Genomic DNA, 15610 nt, shown 5'->3' on the forward strand with positions numbered 1-15610 from the left:
GCTAAGCGGCGCGGCGTTTGGCCAGATGGATGGCTTCATACCATTTGAGAACCTTGTGTGACGGTGCTTTGTGCTCTGGTAAATCTTGACGGTCCACACCGAACAGTACGCTAGAGGCAAGCTGATGTGTGTCGCGGCGCATGCGTCCGATGTACATGCTCTCTAATGGGGCACCACCTGCAAGGATCGTTTCGTGATTAGGTAGGATCAACTGTGTGTAGCTTGTAAGATGCGCACTAGGTTCGGTCCGCGCGGCAAACCCATTCACCAGATTGCGTGCAGGTGTGAGGACCTTCTCACACGAGAACAAGTATTCTACTTCGGGTCCGTCAATGACAACATGCTGTTCAGGCGCGATGATAATGTCATCCTGGAGCCCGAAATACGGCGCGCGCATCCGGATCGGAGCAAAGCTGCCCCGTGCAGGTACAGTGCGCGATATTGTCTGCAGAACTGGCACGATTTCGCCTTCGGCTGTGTAAACAGTATCGCCTCGTTTTAGGGTGCTGACATTGCGGTACCCCCACGGTGTGGCAACGGGCGTATCAGGTGACAGCGTTGGACCTACGCCAATTGGTTCGATCTGGTCAGAGAGCGCTGCGAACACCATGTCGGGCGCATAATCTTGCTGACCGCGCCCCAACATAAGATCCCGCAGATCCTCAAGCGTCAAAGGAAGAGGGTTTTCAACCGCAACGCTGGTAACAGCGCCTTCGCCAACTTGTTCTAGTGTCAGGCGGCCCCAGTTGTATTTGATGTCCCACGCATAAGTCAGGCGCAGGATTTCCGCGCGGCCAGCGTTTTTGTGCGCAATAGCGGCATGGGCGATATCATCACCCTGCACATGGACCATCGCAACACCGCCACCGGGGATCGCCTGAAACACCAGGCTTCGATGTTTGGGATGAGGTGTTGTGTAACCGAAAAGAACCTGCGGCTTGCTGTCTTCAGAAACCTGAGTTTCAAACACGATGCTACCACGGTTCAATGTTTGTCCGGGCACGTCCGCTAGTATTGGTGCATTTCGTTTTTCTTGCCCAAGTCCACGAAGAGACAAGCGGCGGTCAGTATGGTCAGTAAGCGCAAGCCAAGTCATTTATGCCACCTTCGCGGCGCGCAATAGCTCCGCCTCATAACGTTTCAGGGTGCGGCGCGCCGCAGTTGGATAACCAGCGCCAGTTTCAGGGTCTAACTCGGGGAATATGTTGTAAATTTCTTCAACTACCTCAGCCTCAAAGCTGGTTGCTGTCTGTGGTCCCGGCAGGAAGCTTTCGGTTTCCAAACCCTCAGAAAAGACAACTTGATGGCGGTCAAACAACAGATGCACATAGGTCACTTCGCCACCTTCGCGGCGGGTGATTGAGTGATCATTGAGCAGATCGCGTGCGGCAATCAGTACTTCGGCCTCACCAAATAGCAGCTCAGCGAGGATGTCTTTGATCAATACACGGTGCAGCGGCGAGACCAGAAGATCGCGATGCTGGCCCAGCGTGTTCGCGCGAATATGGATTGGGGCAAAATCACCTTCCGCGGCGACCCTGCGTGAACCAATCCATCGCAGGGGTTGTGCGCCGTCATCTTTGGTCATGACCATGTCACCAGGCACCAAGGTTTCAGCACGGCGATCACCGTCGGGTGTAGCAATGAGCGTTCCAGCCACAAAACACGGAACCGAAGTGGCATTGACGAAACCCACGTCCGTATCGGTGCCGTTGTCGATTGTGTAGGTAAAGTTGAAATTTTCTACATCGCCGTCGCCCACAACGTTGAAGGTACCATCGGCATTCAGCGTAACAACCTGTCCTGTAGGCAATGTGACGGTGCTCCCCACAGTAACGGCCTGACCGTTGATATGGGTTACCGTCAGGGTGGTTCCGGGCGTGTTATTGATGTCGTTGCTTAGAACATCGAGGGTTGTAGTGCCGTCCGGATAGACATTCACATCATCCGAGATAGCAACCAGATTGGTCTGGAGGGAGTCCCCTGCGATCAGCACGTTTGAATCGTATTGGCTATCGCCCACATCCGCCAGCGCGATCCGGATCGAATTGGTCTGGTTCGGGATCACGGTCATCGTTAGGGTGAGCGTGATGGTAAATCCGTCCATCTCGGTGTTGTAGTCGTCATTGGTGTTGTCGACATACATGTTGATGTTGTTGGTGGTCGAGATGTTGAGCGGATCCGTTTCCCCATCGCCCACGTCATGCTCTACAAATTGCCCGTTGACCCAAACACCAAAGAAGTCCTGATAGATCGAATTGGCGAATTCCGGATATTCCTCCGAGCTGAAGACAAACTGCATCGTCAGCGTGTCACTGTCGGGGATAAAATCCACATCTAGCGTCGATGCGTCATAGGTCGTACCGCCGGCGGCATTGTTGTACTGGCTAAAGTTATTGGTGCCCGATGTGTTCGTCGATGTGCTCGGGGATTGGTTTGGGTCTGCGCCGGCACTGCTCGTGTTACCGCTGCCGCCGTTCCCGTTTCCGTTCCCGTTGTTTCCGTTTCCGTTCCCGCCACCATTTCCGTTCCCGCCACCATTTCCGTTCCCGACACCGTTCCCGTTGCCATTATTGCCGTTGGTGTTCGTGCCGTTCCCGCCGGAAGCCGCTTCGTTGGTAAAGTCCTCCGCGTTGCCAGTGGACATGATCAGGCCGCTGTCACCGGGAACCACGCCGGGTGATGTCGTATCGCCGCCTGAATAGATGCCCGCACTGTCGATATCACCGTAGTACGTGGCGCCGGTTACGGTCACGCCGCTGCCAAAGATCTCCTGCGCCATATCGATGGCACTGGTGCCCTCACGCACTGTCTCTATGTCGAGTTCGGATGCTGTTACCATATCACTGCCTCAAACCATTCAATGAGACAGCACAAGTCGCAGCTAGACAGAGGTACACCCCTGTTCCAATCATGTCCGTTTTTCGGACGTATCCATCCCTGTTTTCAGGTGATGGAACTGCTCATGCCCTGCCTCGGGTCATTATTATCAATCAGGTTACCACAATTTTGACATAAATGAAGTGGGATTTCGTGGGGTGCCGAAGGGCTGGCACTTTTGCACCACAGGATAGATAAGGGTTTTGAGTTACCTAAGGAGCCTCGGCGCATGTCCCAATTCACCCCAGTTGACCCCGTAGATCTGACCGCGGCCTTGGTCCGCTGCCCTTCTGTCACACCAGCAGATGAGGGCGCATTGGATATTCTACATGAACTGCTCAGTGATGCGGGTTTCACCTGTGCATGGGCGGATCGGGGCGGTATTCGCAATCTTTTTGCGCGTTGGGGCGCGCAGGGTAACACGCGAAGTTTTGGTTTTAACGGTCACACAGATGTGGTGCCTGTCGGGGATGAAGCCGCATGGACGATGCCACCATTCGGTGCGCAGATCAAAGACGGCATTATGTACGGACGCGGTACCACGGATATGAAATCTGGCGTGGCTGCATTTGCGGCTGCGGCGGTGGATTTTGTGCGCGAAACTCCGCCAGATGGTTCGATCGTGATCGCCATAACGGGTGATGAAGAAGGCGAATCAATTGATGGCACGTTGGCGTTGTTGGAATACATGGAAAACAACGGTGAGCGGATGGATGTCTGTCTGGTTGGTGAACCGACATGCCCCAATACGATGGGCGAGATGATCAAGATTGGTCGTCGTGGTTCTATGACGGTCAAGTTCCGAGTGATCGGGAAACAAGGTCATTCGGCGTACCCTCATCGCGCTAATAATCCACTACCGCCAATGATGCGACTGATGGACAGATTGGCCAGTCATGAACTGGACACAGGTACAGATCATTTTGATCAATCAACATTGGCAGTTGTAACGGTTGATACAGGCAACCCGGCCACCAATGTTATCCCTGCCGAATGTACCGCAGCAGTGAACATCCGCTTTAACGATACCCACTCAGGCGCAAGCCTAAGCGCATGGATCGAGGAAGAAGTTGTCGCGATCCGTGAGGCGTATAGCGTAGAGATCGAGACGCTTGTGAAAATTTCCGGAGAGAGCTTTATCACCCCGCCGGGTGATCTTTCAGCGATGGTTGCAGGGGCCGTTGAGGCGGTTACTGGTGTTTCTCCAGAGCTGTCCACAACTGGCGGAACATCAGATGCACGGTTTGTAAAATCGCACTGCCCTGTTGTGGAATTCGGCCTTGTCGGGCAATCGATGCACCAAGTGGACGAACACGTTCGTGTTGATCATATCCATGAGCTAAAGACGATCTATTCGCGCATTTTGAGAGATTATTTCGCTTGATCCAGATCGACCAACCCGAACACCTGCAGGTTTGCTATGCGTTGCGCCATGAAGTGTTTGGCGGTGAGCAACATTGTACCGCCAAATGTGAAGTGGGTGCCTTGGATACGAACCGTTTGCATCTACTTGCACAACAGGAGGGCATACCTATCGCAACAGCCCATGTGCATACGAACAGTGCGGATCGTGTTGTGGGTGGTACGCTGGCTCATGCGGTTGGGTTTTACACCAAGTTGGGCTTTGATCGATCTGATGAAAACGAACCCCATCAGATGATGGAACAGATTTCGTGAACCGTACATTGATTGTCATGCTCAAAGAGCCGCGTGCGGGCCGTGTTAAAACACGGCTTGGTCGCGATATTGGTATGGTTGGTGCAGCTTGGTGGTTTCGCCATCAGGTGCGCCGATTGCTGCGCCGCATAGATGATCCGCGTTGGAACGTGGTGCTGGCCGTGGCACCTGACCGCGCTGGCATGATTTCGCGCGTTTGGCCTATGCACTTGCAGCGCATTCCCCAAGGCAGCGGCACTTTGGGTGACCGAATGGAACGGGCGTTGCGTTGCGCACCATCTGGTCCTGTTTGTGTGATTGGTGGCGACATTCCTGACATTACTGCTGCACGGATCGCTGAAGCGTTTAAGGCGCTGGGCAACAATGATGCTGTATTTGGACCTGCGCCAGATGGCGGATATTGGCTGATAGGGTTGCGTCGCAGTCGGGCGATTCCGCCAACGATATTTAAGGGGGTCCGGTGGTCCTCTGAACATGCACTGATAGATACAAAAGCGTCACTTCCCGACCACAAAATTAGCCATGTCGCGACATTGCAGGATGTGGATACTGTTGCAGACCTAAATTAATGTGACGCGCGCCCAAGTGCGTGTTACGCCCAACCCATGAAAAATATCCCTACCAAGCAAGAGATCCTAAGCTGGATCGAGGAAAACCCAACCCTGACTGCCAAGCGCGATATCGCCAAGGCATTCGGCATCAAAGGGTCTGCGCGCATAGATCTGAAACAGCTCTTGAAGGAGCTAGAGGCCGAAGGCCATTTGGAAAAGCGCAAGAATTCCTACAATGACCCAGAACGTTTGTCGCCAGTAAGTGTACTGATGGTCACCGGGCCGGATGGTGATGGCGACCTTTTTGCGAAACCGATGGAATGGACGGGCGAAGGGCAAGAACCTGTCGTTCTGATGATCCCGCGCGCTGGTGATCCGGCGCTGGGCGAGGGTGATCGCATTCTGGCGCGCCTTACCTTGGTTAAGGGCGAGGCGCATCCTTATGAAGGTCGCTTGATCCGCCGTATTGGAACCAATCCTAAAAAGATCATCGGCATCTTCCGCAAACATGCGGAAGGCGGGCGCATTCTGCCCATTGATAAAGGTGCTGACAAAGAATGGGCTGTCCCCTCGGATGCCACAGGTGGTGCTAAAGAGGGTGAACTTGTTGAGGCTGAACTGGCTGGTCCAAAGGGCCGCATGGGTCTGCCGCGTGCGCGTATTGTTGAACGTCTTGGTGATCCATCCGCGCCAAAGGCAGTTTCACTGATCGCCATTCATCAGCACAGCATCCCAGATGATTTTCCTGATGACGTCATTGCAGAGGCCGATACCGCCGAGCCGGAAGGCCTAAAAGGCCGCGAAGACCTGCGAGAAGTCCCTCTGATTACCATTGATCCGTCAGACGCACGTGATCATGATGATGCGTGTTTTGCTGAGGCTGATACCGATCCGGCCAACAAGGGCGGTCATATCCTGTGGGTCGCGATTGCGGATGTGTCTGCTTATGTGACGCCGAATTCCGCATTGGACCGTGAAGCGCGCAAGCGGGGGAACTCGACCTATTTCCCTGACCGCGTTGTTCCTATGTTGCCGGATCGCCTGTCTGGTGATCTTTGCTCGCTTCATGAAGGGGTTGAGCGTGCCTGTATCGCCGTGCGGATGGTGCTGGATGCCGAGGGCAATAAGCTGCACCATGATTTCCATCGCGGCCTTATGCGCTCCCCTGCCAGTCTGCATTACGAAGAAGTGCAAGAGGCAATTGATGGCAACACGAATGAGCGTACAGAACCCTTATTAGAGACTGTTCTAAAGCCACTTTACGCCGCTTATGCGGCATTGGTTGCAGCGCGTGAACGTCGGCAGCCGCTTGATCTCGATCTGCCGGAGCGGCGCATTGAACTAGATGAAGATGGCACTGTTCGCTCGGTCAATTTTCGCATGCGGCTGGATGCGCACAGGTTGATCGAAGAATGTATGGTTCTGGCAAATGTTGCCGCCGCAGAAACCTTGATCGCTAAGAAAACGCCGTTGCTGTTTCGCACGCACGAAGAACCGACTCCAGAAAAGCTCGACTCCTTGCGTGAGACTGCTGCGGCGGCTGGCTATACGCTTGCCAAGGGGCAGGTGTTGCAAACAGCGCACCTAAACCGTCTGTTGGATCAGGCTGCTGGAAGCGACGATGCAGAGCTGATCAACATCTCTACTTTGCGGTCGATGACGCAGGCCTATTACGGTCCTGATCATATTGGGCACTTTGGATTGGCGTTGCGATCATACGCTCACTTTACGTCGCCTATTCGTCGTTATGCGGATTTGCTGGTGCACCGTGCGCTGATCACTGCCCATGGTTGGGGTAAGGACGGTTTGTCGCCACATGACATCGAAGATCTAGAGGCCACAGGTACGCATATTTCCGATACCGAGCGGCGTTCAATGGTTGCCGAACGTGACACAACTGATCGCTACCTTGCTTCATTTCTGTCTGAACGTGTTGGCAATGAGATGACAGGCCGGATTAGCGGCATCGCGCGTTTTGGTGCATTTGTAAAACTGGATGAGACGGGCGCAGATGGGTTGATTCCGATGCGCAATATCGGGCGTGAATACTTCCATCACGATGCAGACGCAGGGACGCTTATGGGGGCGGATACGGGCATGACGATCGGCCTTGGCCAGCGGGTGACAGTGCGTTTGGCCGAAGTCACGCCAGTCACAGGCGGCATTGCGCTAGAGTTACTCGATATCGAAGGCGAAAAAATCCCGCAGGGCAGACGAAGCCCTGCAGGTCGTAGCCCGCGCCGAAAAGGGACGAAGGCGAAGGGTAAGAAGGCAGCAACTAAGCGTAAGGTAACGCGCAGCCGCAACTAGCCCATCGCGGTAGCGCACCGCGCCGCATAAGCGCCAAGGATCGGATCTTGTGAAACGCGCCGCGATAGTGGAGTTGGCACAGGTGAAGCCATGATTGCGTTCATAAATGCGCCGACGGTGGCATCCGCTGCCGTCGGCGTATCGCCAAACAGATAAGGGCGGTCACCCAGCTGAGCGGAGATGGCGAGTAAATCCGGCTCGATCCGCTCTAGCCGTTGCTGAACGGTGAAACGGCCTAATCCTATACCCTTCATTGTGCGCATCAGGTCTTTTCGCAGCTTTGAAGGAACAATGCGTCGTAGGATGGGTGGTAGGAAGCCGAAATACTCCTCCCGAATGACGTTCCAATTTGCATCATCGCCCCAACGGTCCATGACTTGATGAAAGTAGATGTGCTCTTCGGTCATCCGGATGAAGGCACGCGAAGTCGCCTTATCACGCGCTGACAAACCAGCGTCAAAATCATGCCCCTGCTTTTCCAGATAGGTACGGATATTGTCGCTGTCTGGAATGATGGTGCCGTCCTTTAGGCCAATCGCAGGCAGCTTTCCCAGCGGCATTTTACGTGGATCTTGCATGTCGTGCCGCTCCCATGGGACGCCAGCCAAATTCAGCAACCAGCCCGCTTTTGTACAAAACGGACTATAGCTGAATTGTCCAAGTCCTGCGGCGAATGTGTAGAGTTTGATCACGATCTTTTCCTTTGTGAATGTCTGGGCTTGTCTAGCAAGCATTGCTGACAGAAAATGACAGGATGCTGTGAAAGAATGGCAGTTAAAGAAAGGATGCAAAATGACCCGTACACACCGCTTGTTTCAACTGATGCAATTGATGCGCCGTTTGCGTGCGCCTGTTACGGCTTCGACGTTGGTGGATGAAACAGGCGTGTCATTGCGCACGATCTACCGCGACATTGATGCATTGCGGGGATTGGGGGCTGTGATCGATGGTGAAGCAGGTTTTGGGTACACACTGATTGAGGATGCAGCGCTGCCGCCATTGGCCTTTTCCGATGACGAGTTGGAAGCCCTCGTACTGGGCCTGAGGGAGGTGACAGTGATTGGTGATCCTGCGCTAGCCGAAGCGGCACAGACCGCGCTGTCCAAGCTCAAGGCCCGTTTGCCCGCGCGTCAAACCCATCGATTGCAACATGCTGTCCTTGATGCGCGTCGGTTTGTTCGTCCGCCACAACCTAGTATTGATGTGAAGGCTTTGCGCGCTGCGACTTGGGATGAGGCTACTGTTTCTTTTGAGTATGAAGATGGAAAGGGCGACGTTACAGAGCGTAGTGTTGATCCGCTCAGCATTGTTTTTATGCAGAACGCCCACATGCTGTTGGCGTGGTGCCACCTGCGGTCAGGTTTTCGAGCATTCCGATTGGACCGGATGTGCGACCTCTCCTTGACAGGTGGAAACTTCAGACCCCGACGCGTTCCATTACTGCGCGACTTTGTTGCTGTGATGCGCGCAGAGGCTGAGGAAAGGGCTAAAGACCGCCCAATCTCTGGCTAACGCTTTTCGCGGCAAATGAATGTGGTTAGGGTCGATCCGGCAACGATGCTTTAGGGGTCCACCATGCGTTTTATTTCACTTCTTTTGATGTCTTTGGCGCTTCCTGTTGGGGCGCAAACAACGGTACCGCGGGATGCAGTTCACCGCAGCGATGCAGGTCTTCAGGATTGGATAGAAACGTTTAAACCCAAGGCCATTGCTGCTGGGATCACACCTTCGGTTTTTGATACGGCGATGGCTAACGTGTCCTACGCGCCGAAGGTTGTTGAGCGCGACCGTAACCAATCAGAATTCACAAAAACAATATGGGATTACCTAGAGACCGCTGTGTCGGACTTGCGCGTAAGCAACGGAAAGGCGGCGTTGAAACGTCAACAAAAAGCGTTGGATGAAATTGAGGCGCGGTATGGGGTTCCAGCAGAAATCGTCACGGCGATTTGGGGGCTGGAGAGCGCTTATGGCACGTTCAAGGGCGGTGATCCTGTATTAACGTCAATGGCGTCGCTTGCGTATGATGCGCGCCGCGCGGAGTTTTTCGAGATCCAAGTGATCGCGGCCCTTCAAATCGTTCAAAGCGGAGATACCACGTTGGGGAACCTCAATGGCAGTTGGGCTGGCGCGATGGGGCATACCCAGTTTATGCCGGGTTCTTTTATTGATCACGCCGTTGATTGGACTGGTGATGGCAAGCGGGACATTTGGGGTGCTGATCCGCGTGATGCGCTGGCTTCTGCCAGTGCCTACCTCAAGGAGAATGGATGGATGACGGGGCAACCGTGGGGTGTAGAGGTGAGTGTGCCCAAAGGGTTTTATTATCTGCTCGCCAATCGCGATGTGACCAAATCACCAACCGAATGGGCTGATTTGGGTGTTTTTGACATCAATGGAACAGCTGTCCTAGATCACGGCCCCGCGTCAATTCTGTTGCCTGCAGGAGCAGAAGGTGCAGCATTTATGGTGTTCAAGAATTTCGAAGTGCTGGAAAGCTACAATACCGCGGATGCCTACGTAATTGCAGTGGGCCATCTATCGGATCGTATTGCTGGTGCAGGGCGTCTGCAGGGCGGTTGGCCGACGCAGGATCGTGCGCTTAGTTATGTTGAACGGATCGAGCTGCAAAAAGAGCTCACTGCGCAGGGATTTGATACCCAAAAGATCGACGCGAAAATCGGGCCGTTGACGGTGAATGCTGTGCGTGGGTGGCAGGTGGCGCAGGGAGAGGTGCCTGATGGCTACGCCTCTCCCCGCTTGCTTGAGCGTCTTAAATCAAGTCGGTGACATACCGCGCATCCGTTCGGAACGGCGGCGCAACATTTCGACGACGGTCAGTAGGCAGATCGAAATACCGACAAGGATCGTCGCAACGGCTAGGATCGTTGGGCTGATTTGTTCGCGCAGACCAATAAACATCTGCCATGGTAGCGTCTTTTGTCCAGCAGAACCGACAAACAGAACAACAACAACTTCATCAAACGAGGTGATGAAAGCAAACAGGCCACCCGAGATCACACCCGGTAAGATCAGCGGCATTTGAACGCGGAAGAACGTAGTCACAGGGTTTGCACCCATGTTTGCAGCGGCCCGCGTTAGAGAGTTGTCAAAGCCGACCAATGTCGCGGTCACTGTGATAATCACAAACGGAATACCAAGAGCTGCGTGCGCAAGCACAACGCCGATGTATGTACCTTGCAGGCCGATACGGCTGTAGAAGAAGTACATGCCAGCAGCCGAAATGATCAGCGGCACAATCATTGGTGAAATCAGAATTGCCATGATTGCGCGGCGGAATGGTACGTGTGGCTGGCTAAGGCCAATTGCGGCTAATGTACCAAACGTCACTGACAGAATCGTAGCCATAGGTGCGATCCGCAGCGAGTTCTTCATCGCGTCCTGCCATGCGTCATTAGTAAAGAAGTCACGATAGTGCTTGAGTGAGTAACCTGCGGGATCAAAACGCAACATTTCAGGTGTGAACGTGAAGAAATCCTGCGCGTTAAAGCTAAGCGGCATCACAACAAGGATTGGCGTGATGAGGAACACAAAGATGGACCCACAGATCGTGCGGAAGGCAAAGTGCCACAGCACCTGGCCAGGTGTCAGGTAAGGTGCCACTTTTGCGCGATAGCGACCTTCATATAGCCAGAAGATCAGGAATCCAAAGAACCAGCCAAAAAACGTACCGATAAATAGGCCAGGCAGGCCAGCGAAGGCAAAACCACCAAGGGCACCGAGCACGGTAAGCCCCCAACGGCCTGCTCTTTCTTGTTTGATGATTTTTGTCAGCACAAAGGCAATGACAGCCATGAGAATAGCGCCGCCAAGGACGCCGGCGATCAGGTTGCCCTGACCAGTGCCGATGAAGACGCCAAAGAAGGCGCCGAAAGCTGCAACAACCGGAACATAAAAGCTCGTTTCGGTGCGCGAGATGGGTGTGAGTGCAACCATGGGTCTGCTCCTTATCCGAGTTTCACGTTATCGATGCCGACGATCTTGTCGTAGGCGTAATACAGCAGCAGAACCGCTGCCAAGAGGATCGCACCAAGTGCAGCACCCAAGCCCCAGTTCAGAGAGCTGGAGATGTGATAGGCGATCCGGTTCGAGATGAATGTACCAGATGTCCCGCCTACGATTTCAGGTGTGATGTAGTAACCAATCGAAAGGATGAACACGAGAATACTGCCCGCGCCGATACCTGGGATGGATTGCGGGAAGTAGACACGCCAGAAGGCGGTCCAGTTCGTTGCACCAAGGCTTTTTGCGGCGCGCAGATACGTGGGCTGGATCGTTTGCATAACCGAATAAAGCGGCAGGATCATAAACGGCAGCAGGATGTGCGTCATCGCGATGATCGTGCCTGTTTGATTGTTGATCAGAGCTAAGCGGTCATCGGTTGCAACAATACCGAGCCAAACAAGCGTGTCGTTAATCACACCCTGTTGTTGCAACATGACCTTCCACGCCGATGTCCGAACCAAGAGTGAGGTCCAGAACGGCAACAGTACTAGGATCAGCAACAGGTTGGCTTGGCGTGCGGGCAGGTTGGCAAGGATCCATGCAACGGGGTAGCCCAGTAAAATGCAGGACAGTGTGATAGCTACTGACATTACCATCGTGCGGAAGAACAGGATGCCGTAGATGCGTTGGTTTTCTGGGCGCTTTTCGACGCCTTCAACAGATTTCTGCCGATCTACTGCGTTCAAAAAGTAACCGGACGTGTATTTTGGTGTGTAGACCTTGATCGTCTGCCATACTTCCAGATCGTGCCAGTCTTTGTCGATCTTCTTAAATGCTTCGGAGAAGTTGACCGTCTCGAATGTTGAGGCGGCAGCTGCGGCTGCTTGGAGTTTTGTCGCAGCGGGACCCGTATAAGAAGATACACCGTTCTCACCTGTCAGATCACTGTGCAGGGAGGAATAGACGATAGCCCATGGGTCTTCTTTGTAAAGATTGTCTTCATCTACGTTCTGGATGAAGTCTGCAAAACGCAAGTAGCTGGCCGAAGTTGCCGGCAAGATTTCTGCTACTCCATCGCGCAACTCAAACGCGGGCTGTGCGCCATCTGTTTTTTTCCAGTTTGCCATGGCGGCAACCCATGCATCACTGGCCATAAAGCTGGCCCAGTTTTCATTGGTTTTCCAAAAGGCATCAAGGCCTTCAAACTGATCCTGATAGACTTCACCCATGTCATCGATCTTGCGGCCTGATTTACGGAACAGAGATGAAACACCTGTCAGTTCATAATTGAGGCGGGACCCAAGGCGTGTGTGCAGCTTTGCTTCTTTGGCAAAGAACATGTCGTCATAGAGTGCTTCGAATACTGGCTCTCCGGGAATCTCAGTACCTTCCGCGTCCCATTCGACTAGCATTTGTGTCGTGGTCGGCAGAGTCTCGGAGACGATCTCGTTCTCAACAGAGCGGAACAACATATCGGCGATTGGCGCGATAAACGTGACCAAGACAAAGATAAGCAAGGGCGCGATCAGGGCCAAAGCCCTCATTTTCTGTAACCGCAGTGCGCGGTTAAGCGACTTTTTCAAAGGAGTGCCATCGGCGGCGAGCATTGGCCCTGTATGGGCGGCATCCGCTATGCGCGCTTCGGCGGCGGATGATGATGCTGTTTGGGCTGGTGTTGCTTCGCTCATGGTGTCCCCATCGGCTTGGTCGGAAGTAGTAAAGTAACTAACGAATGATGTGTGGAGAGGGCCGCGATAGGCCCTCTCCTAAAGCTAAAGGTAGCTTATTTTACCAACCACGCCTGGAATTTGGCGTCGATGTCGTCACGGTAGTCTGCCCAGAACTCGTAGTTATACAGGAACGTGTTCGCTGCGTTCGCTGGGTCGGTAGGCATGTGTGGTGCCATTTCGATGCCCAGTTCTGCGTGCTTGCCAACCAGTGGTGCGGATGACTTGCGTGCAGGACCGTAAGAGATCCACTTGGACTGATCGGCCAGACGCTGTGTGTCTGTTGCGAACATGATGTAGTCCAGTGCGCGTGCTTGACGCTCTTCGCTCAGGCCTGTTGGGATGATCCAACCGTCCAGATCGAATACTTGTGCGTCCCACAACATGGCAACTGGCTGGTCTTGCTCAGCAATGAGTGAAAACAGGCGGCCGTTGTATGTGGAGCCCATAACAACTTCACCATCAGCAAGCAGCTGTGGCGTGTCTGCACCAGCGGACCACCAGATCACGTCGTCTTTGATAGTTGCCAGCTTATCGAGAGCTTTCTGTTGACCTTCATCGGTTTCCAGAACGTCATAGACTTCGCCTTTTGCAACGCCGTCACAGAGCAATGCCCATTCCATGTTGTTGATTGGACGTTTTTCGAGCGAACGTTTGCCCGGGTAGGCGTCGGTGTCGAAAATTGCGCAGATGTCTGTTGGCGCGGTGTCGCCGACCAGGTCAGTGCGATAGCCAAAAGTTGTGGAATACACGATCTGTGGGATGAAGCAGTCGCCAACCAACAGTTCGCCAAAATCTTCGGAGGCTTTTGTGCCATCAGGTGCATCGGCCAACATTGTGTCAGGGTCGATTTCCATCGCCAGACCTTCGTCGCACAGACGCAGAGCGTCAGCAGCAACAACGTCAACAACGTCCCATGTCACGTTACCAGCTTCGTTCATCGCGCGCAGCTTGGAAACGGCTTCGGCAGAAGATTCATCATTGATGATCTTTACGCCAGTCTTTTCCGTGTAAGGTGTGTGATAGGCGTTTTGCTGTGACTTAGAGTAAGCACCGCCCCATGATACGATCGTCATTTCGTCAGAGTGCGCCATGCCAGCTGCAACAGTTAGTGCAGTGGTGGCCAACAATGTTTTTGTGAGGTTCATTTAGAGTCTCCCAGTTTTATCCCGTTGGTATATTCCAAGGCGGCAACAACGGGTTTAGTTGTCGCCTCTTATAGATCACGCAGCCATAGGCTGCGCGATATGACCTGCGCGGTAGACCTTAAGCGTCTAGCGCGCGGCAATCCTCAGGCAACCAGCCAATTTCGATCTGGGTGCCCGGTGTAAGGCGATCCTGATCCGGTGCGTTACGTGTTTTGACAACAAAGTCGTCGCGACCAGCAACCCGTAGGCGCGTGCGGAAAATGTCACCCATGTAGATGAACTCCAGCACTTCGGCCTTCAAGGTAAACGCGCCTTCTCGCATACGTTCTTTGTTGTATTCGACGCGTTCTGGCCGGATTGAAACACGGGTACGTTCACCTGCTTGGGTCACGTTGATCGGTTTGGCTTCGATGATCTCGCCGCTGTCTAGCTGAACAAGTGCCACGCCATTTTTGATCTCTTTGACAACGCCCTCAAGGGTGTTGTTTTCACCGATGAACTGCGCAACGAAACTGTTTTCAGGTTCTTCATACAGCTTGTCTGGCGGTGCCAGCTGCTGGATGCGACCATCATCAAACACGGCAACGCGGTCAGACATTGTGAGCGCTTCGGTTTGATCGTGGGTCACATAAACCACGGTAATGCCCAGATCGTGTGCCAGATTCGTGATCTCAAACTGCAGTGTTTCGCGTAACTGTTTGTCGAGCGCGCCCAGCGGCTCATCCATCAGAACCAGTTCAGGTTCAAAAACCAACGCACGTGCAAGTGCGATCCGCTGCTGTTGGCCACCAGAAAGTTGTGCAGGGCGACGGCCCGCAAAATCGTTCATCTGGACCATGCCAAGTGCACGCGTGATTTTCTCTTCGCGCAGGGATTTCCCCATCTTGCGCACTTCCAGCGGGAAGGAGAGGTTTTCGGCAACTGTCATGTGCGGAAAGAGTGCATAGTTTTGAAATACCATGCCAATTCCGCGTTTGTGAGGCGGAATGTTATTAATTGACACACCATCAAGGCGAATATCACCATGGGTTGCCGTTTCAAAACCAGCTAGCATCATCAGGCAAGTTGTCTTGCCGGAGCCTGATGGACCGAGCATCGTCAAAAATTCGCCTTTGGGCATGCTGAGATTAAGATCTTTTACGACAAGGTTTTCACCGTCGTAACTCTTTTGCACACGTTCAAATTCAACGAACGCGTTGCTACTTTTAGTATCGGCCAAATTTTTGGCTCCCCGTGGTTGTTGTTATTTTCAACATTGGATCAAAGTAAACGCGCCTGTGATCAGCTTTGCAACTGGATAACGTTGAAATTCGATAATCTGAGGAAATTCAGGGCGAATTACCTGATGAAT

General features: G+C 53.4%; 13 protein-coding genes. 6 read left to right on the forward strand and 7 right to left on the reverse strand.

Annotated elements, in window-relative coordinates; all coding sequences use genetic code 11:
* Position 1: 1 nt before the first annotated feature.
* Together V7775_RS05410 and V7775_RS05415 are read right to left on the reverse strand one after the other, a co-directional pair.
* Positions 2-1096, reverse strand: coding sequence for a Hint domain-containing protein (locus V7775_RS05410; protein ID WP_335750829.1), 1095 nt, complete (start codon positions 1094-1096; stop codon positions 2-4).
* Positions 1097-2842 carry a Hint domain-containing protein gene (locus V7775_RS05415; RefSeq protein WP_335750830.1) on the reverse strand — a complete coding sequence of 582 codons (1746 nt, stop codon included), beginning with the start codon at positions 2840-2842 and terminating at the stop codon, positions 1097-1099.
* A gap of 267 nt (positions 2843-3109) precedes the next feature.
* Between V7775_RS05415 and dapE the strand changes: the two genes are divergently transcribed.
* From dapE to rnr, 4 genes are read left to right on the forward strand one after another with little or no spacing between them, the layout of a single operon-like run.
* On the forward strand, positions 3110-4264 hold the full coding sequence (gene dapE / locus V7775_RS05420; protein WP_335750831.1) for a succinyl-diaminopimelate desuccinylase: 1155 nt from the start codon (positions 3110-3112) through the stop codon (positions 4262-4264).
* Positions 4261-4557: a hypothetical protein gene (locus V7775_RS05425; RefSeq protein ID WP_335750832.1), complete on the forward strand. Its 297-nt coding sequence runs from the start codon at positions 4261-4263 to the stop codon at positions 4555-4557. Before dapE ends, V7775_RS05425 begins: the two co-directional genes overlap by 4 nt.
* Positions 4554-5126: a TIGR04282 family arsenosugar biosynthesis glycosyltransferase gene (locus V7775_RS05430; protein ID WP_335750833.1), complete on the forward strand. Its 573-nt coding sequence runs from the start codon at positions 4554-4556 to the stop codon at positions 5124-5126. Before V7775_RS05425 ends, V7775_RS05430 begins: the two co-directional genes overlap by 4 nt.
* A 36-nt stretch (positions 5127-5162) precedes the next feature.
* Positions 5163-7418 (forward strand): ribonuclease R, encoded by a 2256-nt coding sequence (gene rnr / locus V7775_RS05435; RefSeq protein WP_335750834.1) that lies wholly within the window; start codon positions 5163-5165, stop codon positions 7416-7418.
* On the opposite strand, the gene V7775_RS05440 is transcribed toward rnr, so the two are convergent.
* Entirely contained in the window at positions 7415-8110 is a 696-nt protein-coding gene (locus V7775_RS05440) for a glutathione S-transferase family protein (RefSeq protein WP_335750835.1), read from the reverse strand. The genes rnr and V7775_RS05440 overlap by 4 nt on opposite strands.
* Positions 8111-8210: 100 nt before the next feature.
* Here V7775_RS05440 and V7775_RS05445 point away from each other — a divergent pair, with 100 nt between their 5' ends.
* Together V7775_RS05445 and V7775_RS05450 are read left to right on the forward strand one after the other, a co-directional pair.
* Complete coding sequence (locus V7775_RS05445) at positions 8211-8930, forward strand: helix-turn-helix transcriptional regulator (RefSeq protein ID WP_335750836.1); 720 nt, start codon at positions 8211-8213, stop codon at positions 8928-8930.
* 63 nt (positions 8931-8993) lie between these two features.
* On the forward strand, positions 8994-10208 hold the full coding sequence (locus V7775_RS05450) for a lytic murein transglycosylase (RefSeq protein WP_335750837.1): 1215 nt from the start codon (positions 8994-8996) through the stop codon (positions 10206-10208).
* Here the strand turns inward: V7775_RS05450 and V7775_RS05455 are convergent.
* From V7775_RS05455 to V7775_RS05470, 4 genes are all read right to left on the reverse strand, one after another.
* On the reverse strand, positions 10197-11375 hold the full coding sequence (locus tag V7775_RS05455; protein ID WP_335750838.1) for an ABC transporter permease: 1179 nt from the start codon (positions 11373-11375) through the stop codon (positions 10197-10199). The genes V7775_RS05450 and V7775_RS05455 overlap by 12 nt on opposite strands.
* Positions 11376-11386: 11 nt before the next feature.
* Positions 11387-13072: an ABC transporter permease gene (locus tag V7775_RS05460; protein WP_443070085.1), complete on the reverse strand. Its 1686-nt coding sequence runs from the start codon at positions 13070-13072 to the stop codon at positions 11387-11389.
* A 95-nt stretch (positions 13073-13167) separates the two neighbouring features.
* Positions 13168-14259, reverse strand: coding sequence for an extracellular solute-binding protein (locus V7775_RS05465; RefSeq protein ID WP_335750839.1), 1092 nt, complete (start codon positions 14257-14259; stop codon positions 13168-13170).
* 118 nt (positions 14260-14377) lie between these two features.
* Positions 14378-15478, reverse strand: coding sequence for an ABC transporter ATP-binding protein (locus V7775_RS05470; RefSeq protein ID WP_335750840.1), 1101 nt, complete (start codon positions 15476-15478; stop codon positions 14378-14380).
* Positions 15479-15610 lie beyond the last annotated feature (132 nt).

It is taken from the genome of Sulfitobacter sp. (assembly GCF_036960155.1).
Taxonomy (GTDB): Bacteria; Pseudomonadota; Alphaproteobacteria; order Rhodobacterales; family Rhodobacteraceae; genus Sulfitobacter.

Coding starts and splice junctions, on each gene's coding strand:
- V7775_RS05410 (WP_335750829.1), bottom strand. CDS start 1,096: ATGACTTGGCTTGCGCTTACTGACCATACTGACCGCCGCTTGTCTCTT.
- V7775_RS05415 (WP_335750830.1), bottom strand. CDS start 2,842: ATGGTAACAGCATCCGAACTCGACATAGAGACAGTGCGTGAGGGCACC.
- dapE (WP_335750831.1), top strand. CDS start 3,110: ATGTCCCAATTCACCCCAGTTGACCCCGTAGATCTGACCGCGGCCTTG.
- rnr (WP_335750834.1), top strand. CDS start 5,163: ATGAAAAATATCCCTACCAAGCAAGAGATCCTAAGCTGGATCGAGGAA.
- V7775_RS05445 (WP_335750836.1), top strand. CDS start 8,211: ATGACCCGTACACACCGCTTGTTTCAACTGATGCAATTGATGCGCCGT.
- V7775_RS05450 (WP_335750837.1), top strand. CDS start 8,994: ATGCGTTTTATTTCACTTCTTTTGATGTCTTTGGCGCTTCCTGTTGGG.
- V7775_RS05455 (WP_335750838.1), bottom strand. CDS start 11,375: ATGGTTGCACTCACACCCATCTCGCGCACCGAAACGAGCTTTTATGTT.
- V7775_RS05460 (WP_443070085.1), bottom strand. CDS start 13,072: ATGAGCGAAGCAACACCAGCCCAAACAGCATCATCATCCGCCGCCGAA.
- V7775_RS05465 (WP_335750839.1), bottom strand. CDS start 14,259: ATGAACCTCACAAAAACATTGTTGGCCACCACTGCACTAACTGTTGCA.